At 30.2% G+C, this 25,062-nt stretch carries 21 protein-coding genes; 9 read left to right on the top strand and 12 right to left on the bottom strand.

Annotated features, from left to right (window positions below; all coding sequences use genetic code 11):
- Positions 1-351: 351 nt before the first annotated feature.
- The 4 genes from ACXIHB_RS10405 to ACXIHB_RS10420 all read right to left on the bottom strand — a co-directional run bounded on the left by ACXIHB_RS10405 (position 352) and on the right by ACXIHB_RS10420 (position 6,698).
- Complete coding sequence (locus tag ACXIHB_RS10405) at positions 352-639, bottom strand: GIY-YIG nuclease family protein (protein ID WP_462098203.1); 288 nt, start codon at positions 637-639, stop codon at positions 352-354.
- 150 nt (positions 640-789) lie between these two features.
- Positions 790-2,019, bottom strand: a complete 1,230-nt coding sequence (locus ACXIHB_RS10410) for an RNA methylase (protein ID WP_462098204.1) — start codon at positions 2,017-2,019, stop codon at positions 790-792.
- A gap of 244 nt (positions 2,020-2,263) precedes the next feature.
- Positions 2,264-5,833 (bottom strand): hypothetical protein, encoded by a 3,570-nt coding sequence (locus ACXIHB_RS10415; protein WP_462098205.1) that lies wholly within the window; start codon positions 5,831-5,833, stop codon positions 2,264-2,266.
- A gap of 367 nt (positions 5,834-6,200) precedes the next feature.
- Complete coding sequence (locus tag ACXIHB_RS10420; protein WP_437823548.1) at positions 6,201-6,698, bottom strand: nuclear transport factor 2 family protein; 498 nt, start codon at positions 6,696-6,698, stop codon at positions 6,201-6,203.
- 404 nt (positions 6,699-7,102) lie between these two features.
- Here ACXIHB_RS10420 and ACXIHB_RS10425 point away from each other — a divergent pair, with 404 nt between their 5' ends.
- Positions 7,103-7,537 carry a tellurite resistance TerB family protein gene (locus tag ACXIHB_RS10425; protein ID WP_047788045.1) on the top strand — a complete coding sequence of 145 codons (435 nt, stop codon included), beginning with the start codon at positions 7,103-7,105 and terminating at the stop codon, positions 7,535-7,537.
- Between the two features lie 56 nt (positions 7,538-7,593).
- Entirely contained in the window at positions 7,594-8,187 is a 594-nt protein-coding gene (locus ACXIHB_RS10430) for a transporter family protein (protein ID WP_047788046.1), read from the top strand.
- 52 nt (positions 8,188-8,239) lie between these two features.
- Here ACXIHB_RS10430 and gltX read toward each other — a convergent pair whose 3' ends face one another.
- From gltX to ACXIHB_RS10445, 3 genes are all read right to left on the bottom strand, one after another.
- Positions 8,240-9,757: a glutamate--tRNA ligase gene (gene gltX / locus ACXIHB_RS10435; RefSeq protein ID WP_073182349.1), complete on the bottom strand. Its 1,518-nt coding sequence runs from the start codon at positions 9,755-9,757 to the stop codon at positions 8,240-8,242.
- A 354-nt stretch (positions 9,758-10,111) separates the two neighbouring features.
- Positions 10,112-10,957: a hypothetical protein gene (locus tag ACXIHB_RS10440; RefSeq protein WP_159610584.1), complete on the bottom strand. Its 846-nt coding sequence runs from the start codon at positions 10,955-10,957 to the stop codon at positions 10,112-10,114.
- A 129-nt stretch (positions 10,958-11,086) separates the two neighbouring features.
- Positions 11,087-11,320, bottom strand: a complete 234-nt coding sequence (locus ACXIHB_RS10445) for a hypothetical protein (protein WP_047788049.1) — start codon at positions 11,318-11,320, stop codon at positions 11,087-11,089.
- Between the two features lie 200 nt (positions 11,321-11,520).
- Here ACXIHB_RS10445 and ACXIHB_RS10450 point away from each other — a divergent pair, with 200 nt between their 5' ends.
- The 4 genes from ACXIHB_RS10450 (at position 11,521) to ACXIHB_RS10465 (ending at position 18,181) form a co-directional block, all read left to right on the top strand.
- The gene (locus ACXIHB_RS10450) at positions 11,521-14,814 is read left to right on the top strand and encodes a DUF4175 family protein (protein ID WP_462098206.1); all 3,294 of its coding nucleotides are present in this window, start codon (positions 11,521-11,523) and stop codon (positions 14,812-14,814) included.
- A gap of 87 nt (positions 14,815-14,901) precedes the next feature.
- Positions 14,902-15,318, top strand: a complete 417-nt coding sequence (ybeY, locus tag ACXIHB_RS10455) for an rRNA maturation RNase YbeY (protein ID WP_253679261.1) — start codon at positions 14,902-14,904, stop codon at positions 15,316-15,318.
- 30 nt (positions 15,319-15,348) lie between these two features.
- Positions 15,349-17,226, top strand: coding sequence for a tRNA uridine-5-carboxymethylaminomethyl(34) synthesis enzyme MnmG (mnmG, locus tag ACXIHB_RS10460; RefSeq protein ID WP_462098207.1), 1,878 nt, complete (start codon positions 15,349-15,351; stop codon positions 17,224-17,226).
- 61 nt (positions 17,227-17,287) lie between these two features.
- Positions 17,288-18,181 (top strand): class I SAM-dependent methyltransferase, encoded by an 894-nt coding sequence (locus ACXIHB_RS10465; protein WP_462098208.1) that lies wholly within the window; start codon positions 17,288-17,290, stop codon positions 18,179-18,181.
- A 143-nt stretch (positions 18,182-18,324) separates the two neighbouring features.
- Here ACXIHB_RS10465 and ACXIHB_RS10470 read toward each other — a convergent pair whose 3' ends face one another.
- A complete protein-coding gene (locus tag ACXIHB_RS10470; protein WP_167712598.1) occupies positions 18,325-18,723 on the bottom strand; it encodes a DoxX family protein in 399 nt (132 codons plus the stop codon).
- 132 nt (positions 18,724-18,855) lie between these two features.
- On the opposite strand from ACXIHB_RS10470, the gene ACXIHB_RS10475 reads away from it, so the two are divergent.
- Together ACXIHB_RS10475 and ACXIHB_RS10480 are read left to right on the top strand one after the other, a co-directional pair.
- Positions 18,856-19,782, top strand: a complete 927-nt coding sequence (locus ACXIHB_RS10475; protein WP_047788054.1) for an SPFH domain-containing protein — start codon at positions 18,856-18,858, stop codon at positions 19,780-19,782.
- Positions 19,783-19,784: 2 nt separating this feature from the next.
- Complete coding sequence (locus ACXIHB_RS10480) at positions 19,785-20,102, top strand: heavy metal-binding domain-containing protein (RefSeq protein ID WP_167712597.1); 318 nt, start codon at positions 19,785-19,787, stop codon at positions 20,100-20,102.
- Between the two features lie 64 nt (positions 20,103-20,166).
- Here ACXIHB_RS10480 and ACXIHB_RS10485 read toward each other — a convergent pair whose 3' ends face one another.
- From ACXIHB_RS10485 to rnr, 4 genes are all read right to left on the bottom strand, one after another.
- Positions 20,167-20,358 (bottom strand): Sec-independent protein translocase subunit TatA/TatB, encoded by a 192-nt coding sequence (locus ACXIHB_RS10485; RefSeq protein ID WP_047788056.1) that lies wholly within the window; start codon positions 20,356-20,358, stop codon positions 20,167-20,169.
- A 33-nt stretch (positions 20,359-20,391) separates the two neighbouring features.
- Positions 20,392-21,069 carry a head GIN domain-containing protein gene (locus tag ACXIHB_RS10490; protein WP_239178306.1) on the bottom strand — a complete coding sequence of 226 codons (678 nt, stop codon included), beginning with the start codon at positions 21,067-21,069 and terminating at the stop codon, positions 20,392-20,394.
- Between the two features lie 78 nt (positions 21,070-21,147).
- Positions 21,148-21,768, bottom strand: a complete 621-nt coding sequence (locus ACXIHB_RS10495) for a hypothetical protein (protein WP_159488701.1) — start codon at positions 21,766-21,768, stop codon at positions 21,148-21,150.
- Positions 21,769-21,787: 19 nt separating this feature from the next.
- A complete protein-coding gene (rnr, locus tag ACXIHB_RS10500) occupies positions 21,788-23,983 on the bottom strand; it encodes a ribonuclease R (protein ID WP_462098209.1) in 2,196 nt (731 codons plus the stop codon).
- Between the two features lie 116 nt (positions 23,984-24,099).
- On the opposite strand from rnr, the gene ACXIHB_RS10505 reads away from it, so the two are divergent.
- On the top strand, positions 24,100-25,011 hold the full coding sequence (locus tag ACXIHB_RS10505) for a diacylglycerol/lipid kinase family protein (protein ID WP_462098210.1): 912 nt from the start codon (positions 24,100-24,102) through the stop codon (positions 25,009-25,011).
- Positions 25,012-25,062 lie beyond the last annotated feature (51 nt).

The following is a 25,062-nucleotide window of genomic DNA, read 5'->3' on the forward strand; positions in this document are numbered from 1 at the left end:
TTTTAAATAAAAAAATAGTTGAGATAAGGGGTAGTACTACTTTTTACTTTTTTTAGCGTGTTAAACATAGTAAAAAAAGAGGAGGGAGGCAAGGGTTATTTATTTGTGTGTGAGTTTGTAAGGGTGTTTTTGACTTTTAAGAGTATTTGTAACTCCCATGAGTAAGATTTCTCCCTGCGGTCGAAATGACAGGACACCATGCAATCTCAACGTCATTTCGAACTGGAGTGCAACGGAAGTGAGAAATCTTATTCTTGTGTATTGAGCACTTTCAAGTGTATTTGTAACTCCCGTAAGTGAGATTTCTCCCTGCGGTCGAAATGACAAGGAGAATTCGAATGGTTGTATTAATTAAAACACTTCATTATTCAAAAAACGCCACTCAGGATTGAAACTGTTAATCAAGTTTTCTTTCTTTTCTCTACGCCATTTTTTTAATTCTTTTTCTCTGTGAATTGCTTCGTTTATCGTTTCAAAAGCTTCATAATAAATCAAATAATAGCAATTATACCTTCCTGCAAAGGATTTTTTAGCATGCTCGCTATCAAAATAATGTTGAGATAATCGTTTTTGAAGGTTGTTTGTAACGCCAATATACAACGTGGTTTTATTCTTGTATACAACGTATTTGTTTAGCATTTTTCTTTTAAAGATAGAATAATTTTTTTTAGTGTCATTTCGAAGGAGGTGACGACTGAGAAATCTTAAAATTGCGTGTTAAGTACTTTCACAGGTATTTCTGACTCCCTTGAGAGAGATTTCTCGCTATCGCTCGAAATGACAGTAAGGTTATCCCTTATAAATAACAATCGCTCCAACTCGTGCTAACTGACTTACAAAATCAAATACATCCATCAATTCCCAAGTAGGAGTGAGGTGATTTTGTAATTCTTCAAAGCTTATGGTTTCTCCTATGTTTAGCTTTTCTATAATTGTGTTTAGTTGTGAGTTATTACTAACAACAACTTCATTTCCTCTTGCCATTATACAGGTTTTCTCTGTGTTTTCTGTATGTATTAACAACGGAAAAATTGTCTTTCCCTTAATTTGAAATGGCGGGTTGGGTAAACTTTCTTTGTTCTCAACTATTGAAGGTTGTAAAACTCCTGCGTTACTTTTTAGCATAGTAATATATTTTGAAAGTACTTTTTTGTATTGCTGCTCCCACGTTTTACGGTTTAATAAGCTATTCCAATCCAATTCTTCGGTGGTTACATCTACTGGTGGTAAATACCCTACATTCGGATTTTTTTGTAGCTCTTTTGAGGCTATTTGTGTGGCAATTGTTTTTTCTAAATAATCTCTCGACGGATTTATATAATCCATTACCACACTTAGCGAAAATTCATCAGTTTTTGCAATATGATATACATGATGCGGAATAAACATCGCTGATTTTACTTTTAACGGATATTTTGTAGATGTTGGCAGCATTGTATCTACCTCGTGGAACACTTGCGTATTATGTTCTATTTTATTGTATTCTTCAATATCCCAAGTATAAAAGTCTTTATGGTTGGGACCTAAATGAAACAAGAAACCTTCTTCTCCTTTGGCTTCTTTATGAATTCCGAAAGGGGTAAAACCATAGTTTCCCATAAAAAATAAAAAAGAGAGTCCGCCTAAAGGCATTCCTGCTTTTTCAAGTAGTGGAGAAACAATGTGACACATTCTCTCGGTAAACTCATTGCTAAAGCTTTCTAAACTATTGAAAACAACTCCGAATTTCTGATCTCCAAAAAGTTTCATACACCATTGCTCAATAGTTTCCTCTTCTTTTGGTCTATTGGCTACCATTTCTTCTGCTATTCCGTTTTGAAGTTCGTGGTTTATATATACTTTGATGCCTTTGTGCAATTCTCCTCTGTCTAAAAACCGATTGATGATGTTTTTTAATTCTTGTTTTAAAAAGATTACATCGTCATCAGAAAGTATGTTATCTACAGAGGTTGGTTTGGTGAGTTCTTGTGAGTTTTGGTAGAGTTTTTTCCAAGTTTCAGAGTTTTTCTCGTTGTTCATAGGTTGGTTTTAAAGCTTATGTTGATAAAATTAAGGTATTTTGAAAATTATTTTTACGCTTTTATTCCTTTATTTTAATCAGTTATACCTGCTCTATGTTATTATGATGTAGGTGAGGGGTGAAGTAATTTGTTTGTTTGGAACAAACGACTGAAAGATTGCTTCGTTAGCACTCGAAATGACGGTTTAAATGACAATAAAGGTATGAATAAAAAAGCTGTCTAAAATAGACAGCTTTTTGTTTTTACATCGTTTCTGAAGTATTTAAGACACTTTCTGCAGCATCTCTTACCATTCTGGATGCATCTTCTAAAAAAGGTTTTAAAACATTTGTAGCTTCTTCAGATTCGGAAAGCATTTCTATTAGTTCTACACGTTTGTCAACTGAAAAGTTTTGTGATAAATCAAACAGTTTTTCTGCTCCTAAAGCAATAAACCAATGTTTTGAGGCTTCATTATATTCATCAAGTGCTATATCTGCAATGTATAATGGATTAACCTCTAAACTATCTAAAAGGTTTAGTAGGTATGTAAATGCTGCTTCTTTGTACTCTTCTTCTTCTGATTTTTCTCTTATTTCTTCTAAGCTCACTTCTTTTTCACGTACTTTCATTCGTAAAAATGCTTTGGTAAAGTCTCTCGTCAACATTTTGGTTCCTTCGAGGCTGTGATTTGCAAAAAGTTTGATAAAACGATGTTGTTTTTCCTCAGATAGCATCCAAATAAATTGCTGAATTGTCATCGCTGAATAATTTCTATCATAGGCGTTGAAATCTTCTTTTTTGAGCATTTTATTACATAATGATGCCATATCTGCATAACTCACCTCATCATCTAAATATTCTTGTAATTTGGTAACTAACATTTCAACATCTTCTGCATCGGTAGTTTGGTTACGAATGGCGTTTAAAATTGCTTCTGTATCTATTTCTTCTGGAAATAACACAAACTGACCGTATGGTAATGATACTTTTTTTGATGTTATTTGTGAGTCTTCAAGCCTATGGTCATTATACGCTTTGTCTAACTGTAAAATAACAAGTTCTTCTCCTTTCTTTTGAAGTAATTGGACTTGGTTATAGTCGTTAATTTTTGTGGAAAGGTTAGTAACTGCGTTTGGATGAAATGATATTGGTAATTTTTCTAAAGCAGAAGTTTCTTTATTTTCATCGTTGTAGTAATTATAATAACTTTTGCATACACTGGCATTGTATGTAGCCAATCTTTTATACCACGGTACTAAGTTTTCTTGAAATAATTTACTTACTGTTTCTTTAAATGCTTCTGGTTGATTGAAAGGAAAACGTTCATTTTGTAACGATAAATCGATAAAATATTCAATTCGTCTATATGCATCAATGTAGTGCATTCCTTCATCTAAGGCTAGTGCACGCTTTTTATCTATTACATCAAACATACCTGTTGCAGTACTGTCTATTTCATTATATTTATCTAACCATACTAAATATGGGGCTTTATCTCCTTCCCAACTATTATGAAACATTTTTTGAGCTACTACCATTTGAAAAGCAATACTTTGTGATTTTGGTACTCCATTTTTTTCAATTCTATCGTAAAAATCAATTTCTTTTAATGGGTTTTCAAACGAATAGTCGTATTCATCGTCTGCTGTTATTTTTGCTAATAATTGTATTACTTTTTGTGGAGCTAAAGCAACCCATAGTTTCCACAATCGCTTTGCTTGATGCTGACTTGGTAATGGCATTTGTGATAACCAATAACAAATAAGTACTGTACGTTGATTGTCTTCATAAGCATTATCGAATAAATCGTACTTTTTTTGTTTAATACTTGCTTCTTTTCCTTCTTCTACCAAAAGTATTCTACTAAAAGCTTCTAACGCTTCTTCTTCTGTTAACGTGGTATTTGCCTCAGTGATATATCGTAAAGCTTGCTCCTTAATAGGATCTAAGTCTTTATTTTTTTCATCAATAGGATTTACCAATGATTCTTCTACCATTTTAGCTATCAACGTCCAAACATTTTCATTAACGTAGTTAAAAAGTCTTTGTGTATAATCATCTCCAACACGTTGTTGAAAGTCTTGAAAGAGTAGGTACGTTGCTAAAGCACAACATCCTAAATTGTCTTTTGGCCACCAAGAGCAATCGCGTCGTTCTCTTTTTTCTTCAAAAACAAAAGCTGCATCGTCAAAATTCTTTTTAGAAAGTTTTGTATCAAGATCTGCAAACTCTCGTAATACTTCTATTATGATATTTTTTTCATGCTTTTCTTTCTCTTCTGGTGTTGCTCCTTTTGAAAGCTGCGGATGATAACGTTGCTGATATTCTTCAACACTTAATAAAGGATCGTTTTTAGTTACAACATCTTTAATATCGTCATCAAACGGTTTTTTACCAAAGGCGTAATAAAACACATCTAGTATACGTAAATACATAGCGTTACGTTCTTGTTGTCTTTGTGCTACTTCTGTATCTTCTGGTGTACCTGTAGGTCGTGTTTTAATGGTAAGAATTAGACCGTTTTGATAGATTTTTTCAACATCATCTTCTTCTAATGACAGCAATTCTGCTGTAACATCACTAATAATATTTTCTAGAGATTCACGAACTTCATTTTCATCACGATAACCACCTGTGAAATACAGCATTCGTAAGTACATAACACGAGCATGCTCTTTAGCTAAGGGTAATAAATCTGTCTGTGGTAAATCGTTTAAAGCTTCTTTATGTTGACCTGTTTGTACATATTTCCAAAGATCTGCACCACGATGTAAATGTAAGATTAACTCTTTTACACTTTTTAAACCGTCTCCATATTCATAATTATCAAAATAGGCTTCTCTTTCTTCGTCTTCGTCCTTTTCTCTTTGCGCCTCTTCATTAATTTTACTTAAAGGTTTTTGAAGTGTATTTTTAATCTTTTTTTCTAAATCAAATGCCTCATTTTCTAAGGTGTCTTCAATAAAATGTTCTTGTAATACCTCTTCATTATCCTCTATCGACTCAGCCCATTCTTCAGCAACAACTACTAAACTGAAGTAAATATCTAATACAGGATGCGTTTCTTCTGGGTCATCATCACCGTAAGGTAATAGTACTGGTTCTTCTACAAATCGCTCTTGAAGCGCTCGTTTAAAATAGGTATATTCTTCTGGATTTGCTTTTAAATAATTTCCTAATGATTTTTCTTGTGATGTTACAATTGCTTGTCTAAAATAACTATTATCACACCAAATAAAAGCTTTAATCATAGGTCTATTCCATCCATTTTTTTGGAATAAATCGCGTAAATACTCTTCGTAACCTACAGCGTGTTCATCATCCCAATAAGGAATTAAAAATTGCGATAATAAGTAGGTATAATTAGCATCTGTTCGCGCTAGCATATACAACGCCTCGATACCAAAAACACGCATATCGTCTATCCATAAATTCCAAGTATCATTAAAACGCCTACTGTGTGCTACTATTGCTTTTGCGGTGGTAACTACCGCTTCTTTTAATGAAGGATACTCTAGTGCAATGGCAAAAAAGAGTACTTCTGAAATATAAATTTCATCAGTATCTCTAATATGGTTTGGGTAATAGCTTGGACCTCCATCTGGTCCCATGTTCAGTGCATTTTTTACCAACTTTTGATTGTTGGTATCTGCTACTTGAATACGACGTTGAGTATCGTTTTCAATAATTTTAAACTCTACATCAAACACCTGGTTTACGACTGCTTTATTGCTGTCTAATAGTTCTTTGTACTTTACTAGAGCTTCTTTAATAGAGGTTTCGTTTCCTAAATAAAAAGGAATGATTTGATGCTTATCAAATTGATTCATTTACAATAAAATTTTTAGTTTTCTTTTCAATTTTTTTGAGAAGAGTGACTGAATAGAAACTACAGCAATGTTTTTGCTATTCTTTTTTTAAGCTGAAGTAATTAACAATCGTGGGGAACTCTGCGCAAAACTCTACACAAATTTACGTTTTCGTTCAGGTTTTACACTTAATAAAATTCAAATTTTACAATACTTTAACAGATGAAAAAAAGGTGTTTTTCTTAGTTATTTAGTTTTGAATTAGATACATTTTTTTAAGCCAGCTTCAGTTTTCATAGGATGTTTGCTACTAAAAATTAAAACAGACTTCTCTTTAAAGTCGAAATAAAAAATGTAGAATAAGAGAACTTAAAAGTTATTATCTAATTCACAAACATTTACCTGACTCAAAATCTTCTTTGGTAATTGATTTTCCATTTATAGTGTCAGTATCCCAATCTTGTGCAATTAACCAAGTATTTTCCTTTTTTTTTAGTACCACGTGGAACCTACCATATACTGTGCGAGGTTCTTTATATTTTTCAGTATATATGACCCGATAATACCCTACTTCATAACCTGTGTTTTCTTTATAGATTCTTTGATTAAAACAAAAATCTATTTGTCTTTTTTTTGTTGTTGGTTTTTGATAGGATGTTTGTATTGAATTCTTGTATTCTTCTCCTTTGCGTATTCCGTACTTATTTACTCTTAACACATCGTTAGTATGTAAATTATTAAATGATTCCCAATCTCTAGCTTCAAAAGATTTTTTAAATGGTTGCCATATTTGTTGATTAACCTCTTTTTCTATTATTCCATTGTTTTGTGAAAAACTCAACGCAACCGAAACTAATAAAATTAAAATAGTATATACCGTTTTCATTTTTGATAAGATTAGAATTTCATTTGTTAACAAGTTAGTGATTTTTAAAGAGTAAAAACTACTTTAAGTTTTATCAATTGTTATTTTTAGTTTTATAAGTATTATTTATTCTTTTATTTTTTCTCTATCTTTTTTATTTAAACTAACGTAATCGGTGTTTTAAAGGGTTTAAAAAAGCTGCCCTAAGGATTTGTATTAGCTAAAAATAAAAAGCCTTTAAATCAGATAAAAAAACACTGTTTTAAATTAACATATCTTATGTATTTATAAATTACGATAAGAAAAAATAATACTTCGTTTTTGACTAGAATTGTTAACTTTCGGCGATATTTTTGTGACTTTATTTAAAACTTGTTTTTAAATAAATACACTTTACTTTCAATTAAAAAAATTAAAAAAAAATTATGTCAATATCAGATTTATATTCAAGTGGAAAACATAAACAAGAAATAGGACACTTTGCTAGTATAGTTAAAATTGCTAAAACTGATGGAGTAATTTCTGAAGGAGAACAATTACTATTGGACAGAGCTGCAAAAAAATTAAATATTAACGAGGAAGAATATAAAGGTATTTTAAAAAATCCTGAGAAGTATCCAATAAATGCACCTATTAGTTACGAAGAGCGTATTGAACGTTTATTTCATTTAACAAAAATGATTTTTGCTGATGAAAATGTAGCCAAAGAAGAAGTTGGTATACTACGTAAAATAGCTATAGCTTTACATTTCTCTACTGATAATGCTGAAAAAGTTTGCGATGAAGCCGTTCATTTAGTTTTAAACAATAACGACTTAGATAATTTTACCGAAGCTATTAAAAAGGTAAATGCCAATTAAAATAATTATACTAAAAACTTATTAAACCAGTTATTACTCTAAACACTTATCTCCCGATGAAACATAAAATTTTATTCATAGCAATACTTACCTGTTTAACAACGTCTGTTTTTTCACAAAATTTAAACGACTCTTGGCAAATAGGTGTAGGTTTTGGAATAACAAAATTTAGTGAAAGTGACGCCGCTTTTATTGGTGATCAATATTTATTTCAAGTGCCTACTGTAAGTTTAACCATGCCTATTGGCGATCGTTTTTCTTTAGATGGTGCTGTATCTTTTAATACTATTGATGACGTTGGTTTTATCAAAAACTCTGCAAAGTATTTTTCTATGGATGCTTCATTTCGTTATAACTTAAATGCTATTTTTAACAAGTTTGCTCCGTATGTTTTTATAGGAGGTAGTGTAGTAGATTCTGAACGTAAAATGACACCTACACTTAATGTTGGTGCTGGTGGAATTTATTGGGTTAGTGATAATATTGGTATTAACCCACAACTATACTACAAACATTCTTTTGAAGGTTATGAAAGTATGCGTTCACATATCCAAGGAACTCTAGGTGTTGTATTTAAACTAAATTGGAACAATGGAGGTGATAACAATGCTCGTAATGCTGCAAAACATTTAGGAGGTTGTATGTTTTAATCTTCTAATTTAATATACAAAAAAGCCGCTTTAAAAGCGGCTTTTTTTTGCTTTATGATAACGCGTTAATCGCGTTTTGTATTCTGGTAATAGTAGTTTCTTTGCCTATCATTGTCATGATATCAAACAAATCTGGACCTGCTAGTTTTCCTACCAAACTTAAACGAAGTGGTTGCATTACTTTACCAAATCCTATTTCTTTAGAAGTAATCCATCCTTTGATTTCTGTTTGAGTATTTTCAATTGAAAAATCTTCTATTTTAGAAATTACTTCTACTAATTCTTGCATTAATTCACTCGTAGTATCTTTCCATTGTTTTTTAACCGCTTTTTCATCATATTCTGAAGGGTTTTCAAAGAAAAAGTTAGATAACTCCCAAAAATCAGCTACAAACGTCGCACGCTCTTTTATTAAAGAAACTACTTTTTCTGCCTGATCTTTATCTTTTGTTATGCCTTTTTCTTCAAGAATAGGTATGAATAAGGCTGTAAGCTCTTTGTTAGACTTTTGTTGTAAATACTGTTGGTTAAACCATTTTGTTTTATCTGGACTAAACTTAGCTCCTGATTTACTTACACGCGCTAAATCGAACGCTTCTGTTAATTCCTCTAAACTAAAAATTTCTTGTTCTGTTCCTGGGTTCCATCCTAAGAATGCTAACATATTTATAAATGCATCAGCAAAATAACCGTCTTCTTTGTATCCACGTGAAACATCACCTGTTTGCTCATTGGTATATTCTAACGGAAATACTGGAAAACCTAGTTTATCGCCATCACGCTTACTTAATTTTCCTTTTCCTACTGGTTTTAAAATTAATGGTAAGTGTGCAAATTTTGGTGCTTTCCAATCAAATGCACGATATAATAACTCATGAAGTGGGAGAGAAGGTAACCACTCTTCACCACGAATTACATGTGAAATTTCCATTAAATGGTCATCTACAATATTTGCTAAATGATATGTTGGCATACCATCAGATTTAAACAATACTTTATCATCTAAGGTGTTTGTTTCCACTTTAATCGTACCACGGATTTCATCTTGTAAAATTAAGGTCTCGTCTTGTGGAGTTTTAAAACGGATCACATACTTTTCTCCTGCATTTATTTTTTCTGAAACTTCATTAGCAGAAAGAGCCAACGAATTGTTTAACTTTAAACGATTATGCCAATTATAAATAAAGGTTTTTCCTTTTTCTTCATGATCTTTACGGTGTGCATCTAATTCTTCAGCTGTATCAAAAGCATAATATGCCCAACCAGATTCAATTAACTGATCTGCGTATTTTTTATACAAATCTTTACGTTCTGACTGACGATAGGGTCCGAATTTTTCGTTTTTACCTGGACCTTCATCAAACGGAATGTTACACCATTCTAAAGAATCGATTATGTATTTTTCTGCATTAGCTACATAACGTGTTTGATCGGTATCTTCAATACGTAAAACAAAGGTTCCGTTATGTTTTTTAGCAAATAAATAATTGAATAAAGCAGTTCTTACACCACCTATGTGTAATGGTCCTGTCGGACTCGGAGCAAAGCGTACTCTTACGTTCTCAGTCATTTTTTTATTGATTTGAAAGCGCAAAGATAGTTTTATGTTAATAGAAAAGAAAAGGGAGGTAAGAGAAAAAAAGAAAAAAGCGAGTTAAACTCGCTTTTAAAATTTTATTTATACTGGCAGTAGCCATGAAAACAATACATATCTCTTCTTGGACAGTCTTGATCATATTTACACCTGGTAAGTCCGAAACCTCCATTAATATTTTTCTGCTCTGTCTTTTTTAAGGTAGTACCTAAATTTGAAATGTGTTTTAACATCTTTAAAGTTTTTAAAATTAGTAGTAGCAATTTAATTTAACTTTAAAAATTCTTCGTTTATTTTACCGTACAAAATGTAAGGAAAAGCCTTACTTTTTTAAAACTTATGATACAATCCGAAACTCAATGCTGGAGCTTTAGCTACATTTCTTCCCGCAAAAGCACCTCCGAAACCAACATTAGCTCCAAAAGATTTATTGAACTCACCTATAAGTTTTAATCCAAAGGCAGCATAGCTTTGATCGTTTACATACAAACCTGTAGCCAAATTTTCTTGAGGCAATATAACGTCTCCATTTTTTAAAGAAGCAACACCGTCTAAAAAGCCTGCTACCCATAACCAATTTAGTGCTTTATAACCAATTTCTCCTCCTAATTTATAGTTAGAGCTATAGTCGTTTGTTCTAATATCAAATCCTGTAAATGCTTGTATATACCATGAATCAAAACCTCTTCCTGTTAAAAACAACGGTGTGAATGTCCACGCATCATAGCCACTTCGTATTCCTGAATTTTCTTTATAACTGCTTGTATTCGCTTCAATAGAAAGTTGTCCTGATAACAACCATTTGTTATTAGAAAAGTTGTGTTTTATTCCTAATTGAATATTTCCTAATAAGGTTTCAGAAGTTTCTTCAATAGTAAAAGAAGGAAAAATTACAGACATATCTTCAGTAAAGTCACCTGTTTTAACCATTTTCAAAGGAATGTTAGCAAATAGTGTTGTTTTGTCTGTTACACCATATTCTCCGTACAGTTGTAATGTATTGTCGGTGATTTCTCGTTGGGGTTTGTAGTCTGGATTACCATAGATTTTATCATAACTTCCAATAGTAGTAAATGAAGCTTGAAGATATCCTTCATTTTTATTTTTTGTCCATGGACTTTGAGAAAAAGCATTAAATGTAATTAAAAATAATGCTGGTAAAATTAGTTGTTTCATGCTTAAAAGATTTTATAATTAGTTTACAAAAGCTTTCATTCCTTACAAAAGGACATTATTTTTTATAATACCTTTCTAAAAAATAAAGTAGTATTTTAATTAACACTACTTTCATACATTTTCTGGATCTTAGCTTATACAACATAAATCATTTTGTATAATCCCTGTACAACTTATTCCTGTCGGTGTATCAAACGCACATGGATTACCTTCTCCAAAACCTACATATCCATTTCCTCCCGGATACCTTTCATGACAACCTGTAATATCACATCCATTATTTCCTGAAAAGAAACCTCCTTTTATGTTTTTTTGTGCTACCTTATTAAGTAAAACACCTAAGCTTGAAATGTTTTTTAACATCTTTAAAGTTTTTAAAATTAGTACCAGCAATTTAATTCAACTTTAAAAACTCTTCGTCTTTTTTCCCTTATAAAAGGTATGGTAAATCCTTATTTTTTATTCAAATAACATATTTAAAGGGGATTATTAATGAAAAATAGGGGTTTAAATAAATCTTTAACTAAAATTCTCTCTTAAAACACGTATTTTTATACTTAGATATGGAAGATTTTAATAAAATACAGCAAAAGCTAAAGCAGTTTAGTAAGAAATTTTACACAAATGAATTGATAAAAGGAAGCATTTTATTTGTTTCTTTAGGATTAATTTATTTGCTCTTTACTCTGTTTATTGAATACTTTTTGTGGTTAAAACCAACCGCCAGAACTTTTTTATTTTGGTTATTTATTATAGTAGAAGTGTTCTTATTTTTCCGTTTTATTTGTTTTCCTATTTTTAAAATTGCAGGTTTACAAAAAGGAATTTCTTTTGAAGAAGCTTCTAAAATTATCGGAAATCACTTTCCTGAAGTAAAAGATAAATTATTAAATGTTTTACAGCTACAACAAAACAATCAGCAGTCTGATTTATTAGCTGCTAGTATTGAACAAAAATCGAAAGAATTACAACCTGTTTCTTTTAATAAGGCCATTGACTTTAGTAGAAATAGAAAGTATGTAAAATATGTTTTAATTCCTTTCTTAATTTGGGGAATTTCATTACTTACAGGAACCTCAAAAAAGCTCTCACAAAGTTTTAATCGTGTAGTAAATCATTCGGTAGCATATAATCCTCCAACTCCTTTTTATTTTAATTTAACCGCAAAAGATTTACGTGTTATTAAAGGAAAAGATATAACTGTATATATACAAACAGAAGGGGAGGTGATACCACAAGGAACCAAAATTCATTTTAATAGTCAACAATATTTTATGGAAAATGAAGGAAATGGTTTGTTTTCATATACGTTTTCTGAAGTTCAAAACCCTATTACTTTTTATGCTAGTGCCAACGGAATTGAATCTAATGAGTATACTATAACGATTATTAAAACTCCATCGATTCAAAATATTTCATTAAATCTAACCTATCCATCATACATAGGAAAAGCTTCTGAAACAATTAACAACACCGGAAACTTAAATGTTCCACAAGGAACAATTATAAAATGGGATATTAAAACTTCTGAAACCGATACAGTTACCTTTATAGAAAAAGAAAAAAGAACAATTTTTAAACAAAAAGAAAATAACGAATTTGAGCTTTCTAAACGTGTACTGAATAATACTAATTATCAAATTACAACATCTAACAAAAATCTAACAGATTACGAACAGCTACAGTTTTCTATTAATGTAACTAAAGATGAATATCCAACTATCAATGTAAATTCAAATATTGATAGTATTTCTCGTGGAAATGCCCAGTTTGTTGGTCAAATTGCTGATGATTATGGTTTTAAGAGGTTAGAATTGGTTTATTACGATAAAAAAAATAATCAAAATACTAATAATCAAGTAATTAAAATAAATAAAGAGAACATTCAAACCTTTTATTTTGAATTTCCTGGAAGTTTGGATTTAAAAGAGGGAATAGACTATGAAATGTACTTTCAAGTATACGATAATGATCTTGTAAATGGTAGTAAAAAAGCCATGAGTAGAAAGTTTAGCTACCAACAAAAAACAAAAGAAGAAATAGAGGAAGAGCTATTACAAGAACAAAAAAACTACATAGAAAACATAACTAACTCACTAGATCAACAACAAAAAAGTAAGAAAGATTTAGAGAAAATACAGTTTGATTTACAAAACAAAAAGAATATTAACTGGAACGATCAAAAGAAAATTCAGAATTTAATAAAGCGTCAGGAACAATACAAGCAAATGATGCAACGTCAAACACAAAAATTACAAGAGAATTTTTCTGAAAAGAAAGAGGAAAATGAAACTCTTGAGCAGAAAAAAGAAAACCTTAAAAAACGTATTGAAGAACTTAAAAAGTTAGAAAAGCAACAAAAATTATTAGATGAATTACACAAGCTAGCAGATAAACTTAAAAAAGAAGATTTAATTAAAAAGACAAAAGAACTAGCTGAACAAAACAAACAACAAGAACGTAGTTTGGAACGTATTTTAGAAATGACTAAGCGCTTTTATGTAGAACAAAAGATGAATCAATTAGCAAACAAACTAGAAGATTTATCAAAAAAACAAGAAGAGTTAAGTAACAAAGAATCTAGTAAAGAAGAACAGCAACAAATTAATGAAGACTTTCAAAAGGCAAAGAAAGAGTTAGATGATTTAGAAAAAGATAATCAAGGTTTAAAACAACCCATGGAAATGCCTTCTATGGAAGATTTAGAAAAACAAACTCAAGAAGAGCTTAATAAAGCTGAAGAAAATTTAGATAAAAATAACGCTTCTGAAACAAAGAAAAATCAAAAAAAAGCTGCTAAAAAGATGCAGGAAATGAGTCAGAAGATGCAACAATCAATGCAATCGATGAGTGCAGAAATGGAAGAAGAAAACATGGAAGGTTTACGTCAAATATTAGAAAACCTTATTACTTTTTCATTTGATCAAGAAGCTTTAATGAATGAATTTTCTTCCTCAAATTCATCACATCCTAACTTTGGTAAAAACCTTCAGAAACAACACCAACTTAAAACCTATTTTGAACATATTGATGATAGCTTATTTGTGCTTTCAATGCGAGTTCCTAGTATATCTTCAAAAATTCAAGATCACTTAGCACAAGCACATTATAACTTAGATCAATCTTTAGAAAATTTTGCAGATAATTATTTTCAAAACGGAATCTCTAATCAACAGTATGTAATGACTTCAGCAAATACATTAGCGGATATGTTGAGTAATACTTTAGATGCTATGCAAAATCCTAAACCTGGAAATGGAAAAGGGAAGGGGAAAGGTAAATCGTTTAGCTTGCCAGACATCATTCAAAAGCAAAGTGAATTAATGGAAAAGATGAAACAAGGCATGCAAAAGAAAAATCAAGGAAACCCAAAGGATGGAAAAGATGGTAAAAATAAAGGTGAAAAAGAAGGACAAAATGGTGAACAAAGTGATGATTTAGATGGTGAATTATATCAAATTTACAAAGAACAATCACAACTTAGAGAACAGTTAAAAAATGCTATTAACGAAGGAAATGCAGGGAATAAAGAAGCTAAAAAAGCTTTAAAAAAGATGGAGGAGTTAGAAAATCAAATTTTGGAAAAAGGTTTTACACAAGAGAGTATTAATAGAATGCAGCAATTAAACTACGAGCTACTTAAATTAGACAAAGCTACATTCGAACAAAACAGAGATAAACAACGTAAATCAAACACCAATTTACAAGAGTTTAATAACAATACAACTAAGGAATTGAAGTTTAAAAAGTTGTTTTATAACCAAACTGAGATATTAAACAGACAATCACTACCTTTGCGCCAAAATTACAAAAAGAAGGTGCAAGAGTACTTTAGCCTTCCAAAGGATAGAAAATAACGTATTAAAAAGCCTTTAGATTATAAAAAATACTATTGCTTTTTAATTATGTTTTTAAATAATAACAATAGTATTTGATATAAAAAAATGATCGCATTTAATTACGAAACCAAGTTTCAATTAAACAATGAAGAAAATACTTCTAAATGGATACAAGAATGTATCGAAAAAGAAGGTTTTGAATTGGGAGAAATCAACTATATTTTTTGTGATGACGCTTATTTACATAAAATAAATATAGAGTTTTTACAACACGATACATTAACTGATATTATTAGTTTTGATTACACGTTAGGTAAGTTAGTTGGAGGTGATATTTTTATTTCAGTAGAAAGAGTAGAAGAGAATGCAAAGGAGTTTAATACTTCTTTTGAAAATGAATTACACCGCGTAATAATTCATGGTATTTTACATTACATGAAATACAAAGATAAGACGGATGAGGAGAAGCAAATTATGCGCTCTAAAGAAAATGAATGTTTAGAAATTTTAGATAAAAAATAAAAGAGTTCCACGTGGAACTGATTATAAAAAATGAGTTTATTTAATACAACATACGATGTAATTGTAGTAGGAGGTGGACATGCTGGTAGCGAAGCTGCAGCAGCAAGTGCAAACATGGGAGCACACACTTTGTTAATTACAATGAACTTACAAAACATTGCTCAAATGAGTTGTAATCCTGCTATGGGTGGAATTGCAAAAGGGCAAATAGTTCGTGAAATTGATGCATTAGGAGGTTATAGCGCTATTGTAACTGACAAGACAGCGATTCAATTTAAAATGCTAAATAAATCTAAAGGGCCAGCTATGTGGAGCCCAAGAGCTCAATCAGACAGAATGCAATTTGCAGAGTGCTGGAGAACCATGTTAGAGCAAACAGAAAACTTAGATTTTTATCAAGATTCTGTTAATGGATTATTATTTGATGGCGATACAATTATTGGTGTTAAAACTGCCTTAGGTTTAGAAATAAAAGCTAAAACAGTAATTGTTACAGCAGGCACTTTTTTAAACGGATTGATTCATATTGGTGAAAAAACGTTTGGTGGTGGTAGAGCAGGAGAAGGAGCTTCAACTGGTATTACTGAAGATTTAGTAGCTAAAGGTTTTGAAGCTGGAAGAATGAAAACAGGAACTCCTCCTCGTGTAGACGGACGCTCTTTAGATTACTCTAAAATGACCGAACAACCTGGTGACGATGCTCCAGAAAAATTCTCTTATTTACCAATAACAAAAACATTAACAAAACAACGTTCTTGTTATCTTACTTACACCAATCCTGAAGTACACGATTTACTTCGTGAGGGTTTTGAACGCTCACCAATGTTTAATGGTAGAATTAAATCTACAGGACCACGTTATTGTCCATCTGTAGAAGACAAAATCAATCGTTTTGCAGAGAAAGAACGTCATCAAATTTTTGTTGAACCAGAAGGGTGGAACACTGTTGAGATTTATGTAAATGGATTCTCAACATCACTTCCTGAAGACATTCAAGACAAAGCTATCCGTTCTATTCCTGGATTTGAAAACGTAAAATTCTTTAGATACGGTTATGCAATTGAGTACGATTATTTTCCACCAACACAATTAAAACACAACTTAGAAACTAAGTTAATTGAGAACTTATTTTTTGCTGGTCAAATTAATGGTACAACAGGTTATGAAGAAGCAGCTGCTCAAGGTTTAATGGCAGGTGTAAATGCAGCGTTAAAAACTCAAAATAAAGGGCCTTTTATTCTAAAAAGAAGCGAAGCCTATATAGGTGTTTTAATTGATGATTTAATCACAAAAGGGACAGAGGAACCTTATCGTATGTTTACTTCTCGTGCTGAATATAGAACTCTTTTACGACAAGATAATGCAGATTTACGCTTAACAGAAAAATCTTATAAATTAGGATTAGCTTCTCAAGAAAGAATGGATAGAGTAGAAGAGAAGAAAAACAAGACTCAAAACTTAATCGATTATATTAAAGGATTAAGTGTAACAAAAGAGGATATCAACCCTATTCTAGAAGAGAAAAATTTAGCAACTATTAATCAATCTATGAAATTGTATAAAATTGCTGCGAGACCTCAATTAACGTTTTCTGATTTTAGATCTATTGATAAGCTTGAAAATTATATTCAGGAAAACGAAATTGATAATGAAATTATAGAGCAAGTTGAAATCCACTTAAAATACTCTGGTTATATCGAAAAAGAAAAGAATAATGCAGACAAATTAAATAGATTAGAAAACGTGCCTATTCCCGCTACTTTTGATTATAGTAAAGTGAAATCTTTATCATATGAAGCTAGAGAAAAGTTATCTAAAATACAACCTACTTCAATATCACAAGCAAGTAGAATAAGTGGAGTATCACCAAGTGACATTTCTGTATTACTTGTATATATGGGTAGATAAAAATAAAACGTTCCATGTGGAACGTTTTATTTTTTTATGTATAATTGTTCGATTAAAACTAATGTTCCACAAGGAACACTCAACACAACATATTAATTTGATTACAGAAAAAAAGTTATATAAAGACTTAAAACCTTTTTTAAATTGTATCGATCATACAGTATCTAAAGAAAGTTATGAGGTAATGAAAAATGAAGAATACGATATATTAGTAACTTCACCTGTACCTAATAATTTAGATAAATATTATGCTAGTGAAGATTATATTTCACATACAGATAGTAAAACATCTCTTTTTGATAAAACATATCAGTTTGTAAAAAACTATACTTTAAAAAAGAAACTAAAATTAATTAACTCTTTTAACACAGAAGATAAATTAATTTTAGATGTTGGTGCTGGTACTGGTGATTTTTTAAAAGTATGTGAAAATGGTGGTTGGAAAATTGCTGGTGTTGAACCTTCTGAAAAAGCAAGAAATTTTGCTAAAAATAAAAACATAAATCTTTTAAAAGATCTTTCAAAAATAGAAGGCAAACAATTTGATGTTATTACTCTTTGGCATGTCTTAGAACATATTCCTAATTTAACAGAATACATACAACAATTAAAATCACTTTTAAAAACAAATGGTGTTTTAATTATTGCTGTTCCTAATCATAAAAGCTTTGATGCAAAACACTACAAAGAATTTTGGGCAGCTTATGATGTTCCAAGACACTTGTGGCATTTTTCAAGAATATCAATATCAAAAATATTTTCATTAGTTGAAATGAAAGTAGAAAAAACACTTCCAATGAAATTTGATTCTTTTTATGTTTCTTTATTATCTGAAAAATATAAAACAAAAAAATCAAGACCAATTCGTGCTTTTTTAACTGGATTGAAATCAAATTTTAAAGCAAATCGTTCTGGTGAGTATTCATCTTTGATTTACGTCTTAAAAAACAAGTAAAACTTAATTTAACATTGTTTTTAACTACTTTTAAAACTAAGATATACAAATACCTTATTAAAATTTAAAAACCTCTTAAAAAGCACTTTTTAAGAGGTTTTTAAATAATAAAAAATTATATCAAATATAAGTATATATAATTTTTATCTATTTAATAAATAAACAGCTAAAATTGCAATTATAAAGTAAACAGCTAATGTCATAGCTCCTGCATAGTCTTTTGCTAATCGCTGACCAATTAATAAAAAGATTAAAGTTACTGCTGATAACTCAGCACCAATTAAAGCTATATTGTGGTTACCTGTTGTTGATAAATGAAAAATTCCAACAAACATTAATGCACCAGCTAATAATTCCATTACTAAAATTATAGCAAGTAAAAGAGGTACCGAATTTTTTAAGGGAGAATCTTTAAAGTGCCCTCTGATAAAAGATAAATTTCCTTTCCAGTCTGTTACCTTATCTATTCCCGATTGTAAAAAAGTAACGATTAAAAAAAGTAAAAGTAAGATTTCTGTTATGCTTTGTTGTATAAGTTCCATATAATTGATTTTTTACAAATATAAATTTTAAATAAGAATTGTAACAATTCAAATAAAATTCGTCTAATAATTATCTACTATTAATATAGTATCTTTATCAAAAAAATTACTAACATTTAAAAATTAAAAACTATGTCAATTTATATGTATCCGGTTATTGTTATCGGGATTCTAGTATTTTTATCATTATTCTTTATTGTTAAGCAACAAACAGCAGCTATTATTGAGCGTTTTGGTCGCTTTCAAAGCATTCGTCATTCTGGTTTACAATTAAAAATTCCTATTGTGGATAGAATTGCTGGTAAGTTAAGTTTAAAAATTCAACAGCTAGATGTAATTGTGGAAACAAAAACCTTAGACGATGTATTTGTTAAGTTAAAAGTTTCTGTACAATACAAAGTAATTCGTGATAAGGTGTACGATGCTTTTTATAAGCTAGATTATCCACACGATCAAATTACATCTTATGTATTTGATGTGGTGCGTGCAGAAGTACCTAAAATGAAGTTAGATGATGTATTTGTTAAAAAAGATGATATTGCAATCGCTGTAAAAACTGAATTAAACGATGCCATGGCTGATTATGGTTATGACATTATAAAAACTTTAGTAACTGATATTGATCCGGATGCACAAGTAAAAGCAGCAATGAACCGTATTAATGCTTCTGAACGTGAAAAAATAGCAGCTCAATTTGAAGGAGACGCACAACGTATATTAATTGTTGAAAAAGCTAAAGCAGAAGCTGAAAGCAAACGTTTACAAGGACAAGGTATAGCTGATCAACGTAGAGAAATTGCTCGTGGTTTAGAAGAATCTGTTGAAGTTTTAAATAAAGTAGGAATTAACAGTCAAGAAGCATCAGCTTTAATTGTTGTTACACAACACTACGATACTTTACAATCAATTGGTGAAGAAACTAACAGTAACTTAATTTTACTACCAAATTCACCACAAGCAGGTAGTAATATGTTAAATGATATGGTAGCTAGCTTTACAGCAAGTAATCAAATAGGTGAGGCAATGAAGAAAGCACAAGAAAATAAAGACAAAGAATAATTATGATACTATCAACTACACCTTCAATAGAAAATAAACCAGCTAAAGAATATCTAGGTATTGTTACTGGTGAAACAATTATAGGTGCAAACATTTTTAAGGACTTCTTTGCCGGTATTAGAGATATAGTAGGAGGTAGGTCTGGTTCTTATGAAAAAGTTCTAAGAGAAGCTAAAGAAATAGCTTTGAAAGAGATGGAAGAGAGAGCTCTAAGATTGGGAGCTGATGCAGTTATAGGAATCGACTTAGATTATGAAACCGTTGGCGCCAATGGAGGCATGTTAATGGTTACTGCTTCTGGAACAGCGGTAAAACTTTAATTAAATAAAAAACCGAAACATTAAATGTTTCGGTTTTCTTTTTATTGTTAATAAGATAATGATCTTATTTCTTTTCTTCTACTTTATCAGTATTCTCTTCATCTTTAGTGGCATCTTTGAATTCTTTAATACCAGTACCTAAACCTCTCATTAATTCAGGAATTTTTTTTCCTCCGAATAATAATAATACTAATGCAACGACTATAGCTATTTGCCATGGTCCAATAATTCCTAAAAATATAGTAAGTAAATTCATTTTTATTAAATTTTGCGCTACAAAGATACAAAATTAACTTCGGTGTTCTATTACTCCGCCAATTACTTTTTTGTCTCTAAATACTTCTGGTTTTCCTTTATAAAAAATAGAGCCTCCAAACGATACTTTAGCATCTAAGGTTTCTCCAGCTTGTACTTCAACCTTAGAACCAGATCCTGCTTTTACAGCTGTCATTTCTTCTACCGATAATTTGTAACCGTGATACATTCCTCCTAGATCAGCATTTACATTTTGATTCTTTGTTACTCCAGAAAGCCTAATAACCGCTCCTGAAGAACTTTTTACATTCAAATGCTTAACATTGACCACAAGGTTGATAAAAGCTCCTTCTTGAGCTCTAATTTCGACTTTTTGTTGGTTAATGTCTTTACCTGTAATCGTTGCTCCTTCATTTGCATCAATAATTGATAAAGTTTTATTGTAATATAACGTTGCTTTAACTTTACCATCGGCAGTAGTTTCTGGGAACCTTAATAATACTTTTAAGGTCGTTCCATCCAACTTAATTTTAACTTTGTCTGTTTTTTCGCCAGTAACTATTATTTTAGATTCATCAGATTTTACTAGTTTTAAATCTATGCCATTGTACACTTTTACTATTGAAAAGTCTCCTAAATTCTTAGTTATGGTTGTTTGAGCTGATGCTAAAACGGTCATCAAGAACAAACTTAATATTGCTAACTTCTTCATAATAAATTCCATTAGTTAATTGAGTATAACCAATAATTATACCAATACTATAAAGGTAAATACTTAAAAATATTGTTTTTAACTGAATATTAATTCTGTATTATTCTTAAATTTTATAATTTCTCCTACTTTAGGTTTCTTAATTGTATTAACAAGGCCTACTATAAAAATAAGTATAAAAATTCCTCCAATTATTAATACTCCAGTTGGTCCCAAAAAGTCTGCTACTCCTACAAAAATTTTTTTTATTAAACCTCTTCTGCCACTTGTGTTTAATGTTTCACCATTTTGTAAACTTAGAGCAGTGTTATGTAGGATCCAGGTAACAACTCCAAATAATAATAAACCAAATATATAAGATTTAATTTGTTTGAAAAGTGAATAATTTTTTACTACTATACCTTTTAAATTATTTAATAAATATGTTTTAATTTCAGAATAAGTAGCTGAATTAATTATTATTTCAATTTCATTTTCCTTATCATCCTTTAAACTAATTGTTATAATCTGATCTGTATCATTTAATAAAATTTCTTTTATTTCTTCAAATCTTATAATAGTAGTATTTGTTAACTTCTGTTCTGAAATTAGATTACTAACATCAACTTCAACAGGTTGTTCTGTTATCCACAGGGATTTCTTATTAGCAATTAGATAAATATTATTTTTTTCTTCTTCAGTAGTAATCCAAATTTTCATAGTTTTTTATATATAATTTTTAATGTGATATTAAGTTAAAATCTAAATGTTTACGTTCTAAATCGGTATGTTTTACTTTTACAACAACTTCATCCCCTAATTGAATAATGTTTTTAGTTGACTGTCCAACCACAGCATATTGTTTTTCGTCAAAGATATAATAATCATCCTTAATGTCTTTAATACGTACCATACCTTCGCATTTATTGGATTTTATTTCAACATAAATTCCCCATTCTGTAACACCTGAAATTACTCCCTCAAATTCTTGATCTTTATGATCTTGCATGTATTTAACCTGCATATATTTAATGGAATCTCTTTCAGCTTTTGAAGCTAATTCTTCCATTTTAGAAGAATGTTTACACTTTTCTTCATAAATTTCGGCTTTAGGTGAGTTTCCGCCATCTAAATAGTGTTGTAATAAACGATGTGTCATCACATCAGGATAACGACGTATTGGTGAAGTAAAATGGCTGTAATAATCAAAAGCTAAACCATAGTGACCTATATTTTGTGTAGTATATTCAGCTTTACTCATTGAACGAATGGCTAAGGTTTCTACCATGTTGGCTTCTCCCTTGCCATGAACGTCTGATAATAATTTATTTAAACTATCCGATGTTTTTTGGCGTGTTTCTGTATTGATTTTATATCCAAATTTACTAACAATATTTTGTAACGATGCTAGTTTTTCTACATCTGGTTCATCGTGTACACGGTAAACAAAAGTTTTCTTACTTGGTCTCCCTGCAGAAAGCCCTATAAATTCAGCTACTTTTTTGTTTGCTAATAACATAAATTCTTCAATCAGTTTATTAGCGTCTTTAGCTTCTTTGAAGAAAACTCCTGTAGGGTTAGCATTTTCATCTAAATGAAATTTAACTTCAACTCTATCAAAAGAAATAGCTCCTGATTTCATACGCTTTTTACGCATTTTTTTAGCTAGTTCATCAAGTTTTAATGTAGCTTCAACAATAGTTTCATCAACTTCATATACTTCTCCAGTTAAAGAAACATCAGCAGGAATTATATTATTTTTATTCTCAATGATTGCTTGTGCTTCTTCATAAGCAAAGCGTTTATCAGAATAAGTAACAGTTCTTCCAAACCATTGGTTAATAACTTGTGCTTTCTCATTCATTTCAAATACTGCTGAAAAAGTTAATTTTTCTTCATTTGGTCGTAAAGAACAAACTCCGTTACTTAACATTTCAGGTAGCATTGGTACCACTCTATCAACTAAATATACTGATGTAGCACGATCATAAGCTTCATCATCTAAAACAGTTTTTGGTTGTAAATAATGAGAAACATCAGCAATATGAATACCTATTTCATAATTTCCATTTTCAAGTTTTGTAAATGATAAAGCATCGTCAAAATCTTTAGCATCTTTAGGATCTATGGTAAATGTTAAATCTCCTCGCATATCTCTACGCTTAGCTATTTCATCCTTAGTAATTTCAATAGGTAATTCAGATGCTTCTTTCTCTACTTCAGTAGGAAATTCATAAGGTAAACCATATTCTAATAAAATAGAATGGATTTCTGTATCGTGATCTCCTGGTCTTCCTAAAACTTGAGTAATTTTTCCAAACGGATTTTTAGAATTCTCTGGCCAATCAGTCATTGTAGCAACAACCTTATCACCATCTTTTGCGCCATTAAGTTTACTTTGAGAAATAAAAATGTCTGCATACATTTTAGTGCTATCTGGTATAACAAATCCGAAATTTTTATTCATTTGTAATACACCAACAAATTCAGTTTTTGCTCTCTCAATAATTTCTACAACATCGGCTTCAAGTTTATTACTTCTACGCTTTTTATACACATAGGCTTTTACAGTATCATTATGTAAACCTTTACCTAAGTTTACTGAAGGCACAAAAATATCGTGTTCAAAATCATCACAAATAAAATAAGCATTGCCATTAGAGGTAGCATCTAAAGTACCAACATGGTATTTACGGTCTTCATTTATTTGATATTTACCTCTATCAACTTCTTTAATTTTCTTATTAGCTGTTAATTCTGCTAATTTTTTTATAATCTGATTTTTACCATCAGTATCAGAAACTTTCAATTTAGAAGCAATCTGTTTGTAATTGTAATATTTATTACTGTCTTCGTTAAGTATTTTGAAAATGTTACGGGTAAGATCTTTGATAACTTTACCCTTTTTTTTGTAGATTTTTTTCTTTCTAGTCATTAATCTTTCGTCTTATTTAATTTTCAACCAAAGTACGAATAAAATTAATGCTAGTAATTTAAATAACTGTTATAAATTGATTTCGTACTTTTCCAGTCTTTATTTAAAGTGATGGTATGAATAATTCTTGGTTTGTTATTGTTAATCCTGTAGCTGGTAATGGTAAGTTCAATAAATATTGGTCAGATATTCAACAGGAATTAAAATTTAATAATATAACCTATGAATATGCAAAAACTGAATATTCAAATCATGAAAAATTAATTGTTCAACAAGCTATTAACAAAGGTTATAAGAAAATAATTTCTGTTGGGGGTGATGGTACTTTACATCATGTTATTAACGGAATTATGACTCAAAATACTATAAAACCTGAAGAAATAACTATTTCTGTTATTCCATTAGGTACTGGTAATGACTGGATTAAAACATACAATATACCTAAGAATATAAAAGCTACCGTTAGTTTTATAAAACACGGAAAAACTATTTTTCAAGACATCGGTTACTTAGAATTACCTGATACTTCTTCCTATTTTAATAATGTAGCTGGTATTGGTTATGACGGATATGTTGTTAACAAGTTGAATAAATTAAAGAGATTTGGATCTATAGCCTACTTATTGAGTGGGATAGCGGGTTTATTACTCTACAAAAGAACTACTTTTAACATAACTATTAACAATAAATCTGTTGAAACAAAGTGTTTAATGACTTTGTTTGGTATTTGTAAATATTCAGCAGGAGGTATGCAATTAACTGATTATAAAGGTTCTAATAATGGTTTATTTGATATAACAATAGCTAAAAACCTGTCCTTTTGGGACTTACTATTTTCAATTAAAAAATTATACAACGGAAAAATTCTTCAGCATAAAAAAGTAGAAACGCATTTGGCTAACTCATTGTTAATAACTCCTAAAAACAATGATGAACTTCCTTATATTCAAGCAGATGGTGAGTTAATAGGTAGAGGACAAGTTAAAGTTAGTATTCTAAAAAGTGCTATTCAAATAGTTATTCCTTAAAAAGTTAAAAAAAACTTAATAAAATTGTAACGTTTCTTAAATTCATACGTC

This window comes from Tenacibaculum sp. IMCC1 (assembly GCF_054906355.1).

What these genes read in the sequence shown, in the direction of transcription:
- gltX (WP_073182349.1), bottom strand. Translation starts at nt 9,757, where the DNA reads ATGACTGAGAACGTAAGAGTACGCTTTGCTCCGAGTCCGACAGGACCA.
- ACXIHB_RS10445 (WP_047788049.1), bottom strand. Translation starts at nt 11,320, where the DNA reads ATGTTAAAAAACATTTCAAGCTTAGGTGTTTTACTTAATAAGGTAGCA.
- ACXIHB_RS10475 (WP_047788054.1), top strand. Translation starts at nt 18,856, where the DNA reads ATGTCAATTTATATGTATCCGGTTATTGTTATCGGGATTCTAGTATTT.
- ACXIHB_RS10415 (WP_462098205.1), bottom strand. Translation starts at nt 5,833, where the DNA reads ATGAATCAATTTGATAAGCATCAAATCATTCCTTTTTATTTAGGAAAC.
- ACXIHB_RS10480 (WP_167712597.1), top strand. Translation starts at nt 19,785, where the DNA reads ATGATACTATCAACTACACCTTCAATAGAAAATAAACCAGCTAAAGAA.
- ACXIHB_RS10410 (WP_462098204.1), bottom strand. Translation starts at nt 2,019, where the DNA reads ATGAACAACGAGAAAAACTCTGAAACTTGGAAAAAACTCTACCAAAAC.
- ACXIHB_RS10440 (WP_159610584.1), bottom strand. Translation starts at nt 10,957, where the DNA reads ATGAAACAACTAATTTTACCAGCATTATTTTTAATTACATTTAATGCT.
- mnmG (WP_462098207.1), top strand. Translation starts at nt 15,349, where the DNA reads ATGAGTTTATTTAATACAACATACGATGTAATTGTAGTAGGAGGTGGA.
- ACXIHB_RS10485 (WP_047788056.1), bottom strand. Translation starts at nt 20,358, where the DNA reads ATGAATTTACTTACTATATTTTTAGGAATTATTGGACCATGGCAAATA.
- ACXIHB_RS10495 (WP_159488701.1), bottom strand. Translation starts at nt 21,768, where the DNA reads ATGAAAATTTGGATTACTACTGAAGAAGAAAAAAATAATATTTATCTA.
- ACXIHB_RS10420 (WP_437823548.1), bottom strand. Translation starts at nt 6,698, where the DNA reads ATGAAAACGGTATATACTATTTTAATTTTATTAGTTTCGGTTGCGTTG.
- ACXIHB_RS10505 (WP_462098210.1), top strand. Translation starts at nt 24,100, where the DNA reads ATGAATAATTCTTGGTTTGTTATTGTTAATCCTGTAGCTGGTAATGGT.
- ACXIHB_RS10425 (WP_047788045.1), top strand. Translation starts at nt 7,103, where the DNA reads ATGTCAATATCAGATTTATATTCAAGTGGAAAACATAAACAAGAAATA.
- ACXIHB_RS10450 (WP_462098206.1), top strand. Translation starts at nt 11,521, where the DNA reads ATGGAAGATTTTAATAAAATACAGCAAAAGCTAAAGCAGTTTAGTAAG.
- ybeY (WP_253679261.1), top strand. Translation starts at nt 14,902, where the DNA reads ATGATCGCATTTAATTACGAAACCAAGTTTCAATTAAACAATGAAGAA.
- ACXIHB_RS10430 (WP_047788046.1), top strand. Translation starts at nt 7,594, where the DNA reads ATGAAACATAAAATTTTATTCATAGCAATACTTACCTGTTTAACAACG.
- rnr (WP_462098209.1), bottom strand. Translation starts at nt 23,983, where the DNA reads ATGACTAGAAAGAAAAAAATCTACAAAAAAAAGGGTAAAGTTATCAAA.
- ACXIHB_RS10490 (WP_239178306.1), bottom strand. Translation starts at nt 21,069, where the DNA reads ATGAAGAAGTTAGCAATATTAAGTTTGTTCTTGATGACCGTTTTAGCA.
- ACXIHB_RS10405 (WP_462098203.1), bottom strand. Translation starts at nt 639, where the DNA reads ATGCTAAACAAATACGTTGTATACAAGAATAAAACCACGTTGTATATT.
- ACXIHB_RS10470 (WP_167712598.1), bottom strand. Translation starts at nt 18,723, where the DNA reads ATGGAACTTATACAACAAAGCATAACAGAAATCTTACTTTTACTTTTT.
- ACXIHB_RS10465 (WP_462098208.1), top strand. Translation starts at nt 17,288, where the DNA reads ATGTTCCACAAGGAACACTCAACACAACATATTAATTTGATTACAGAA.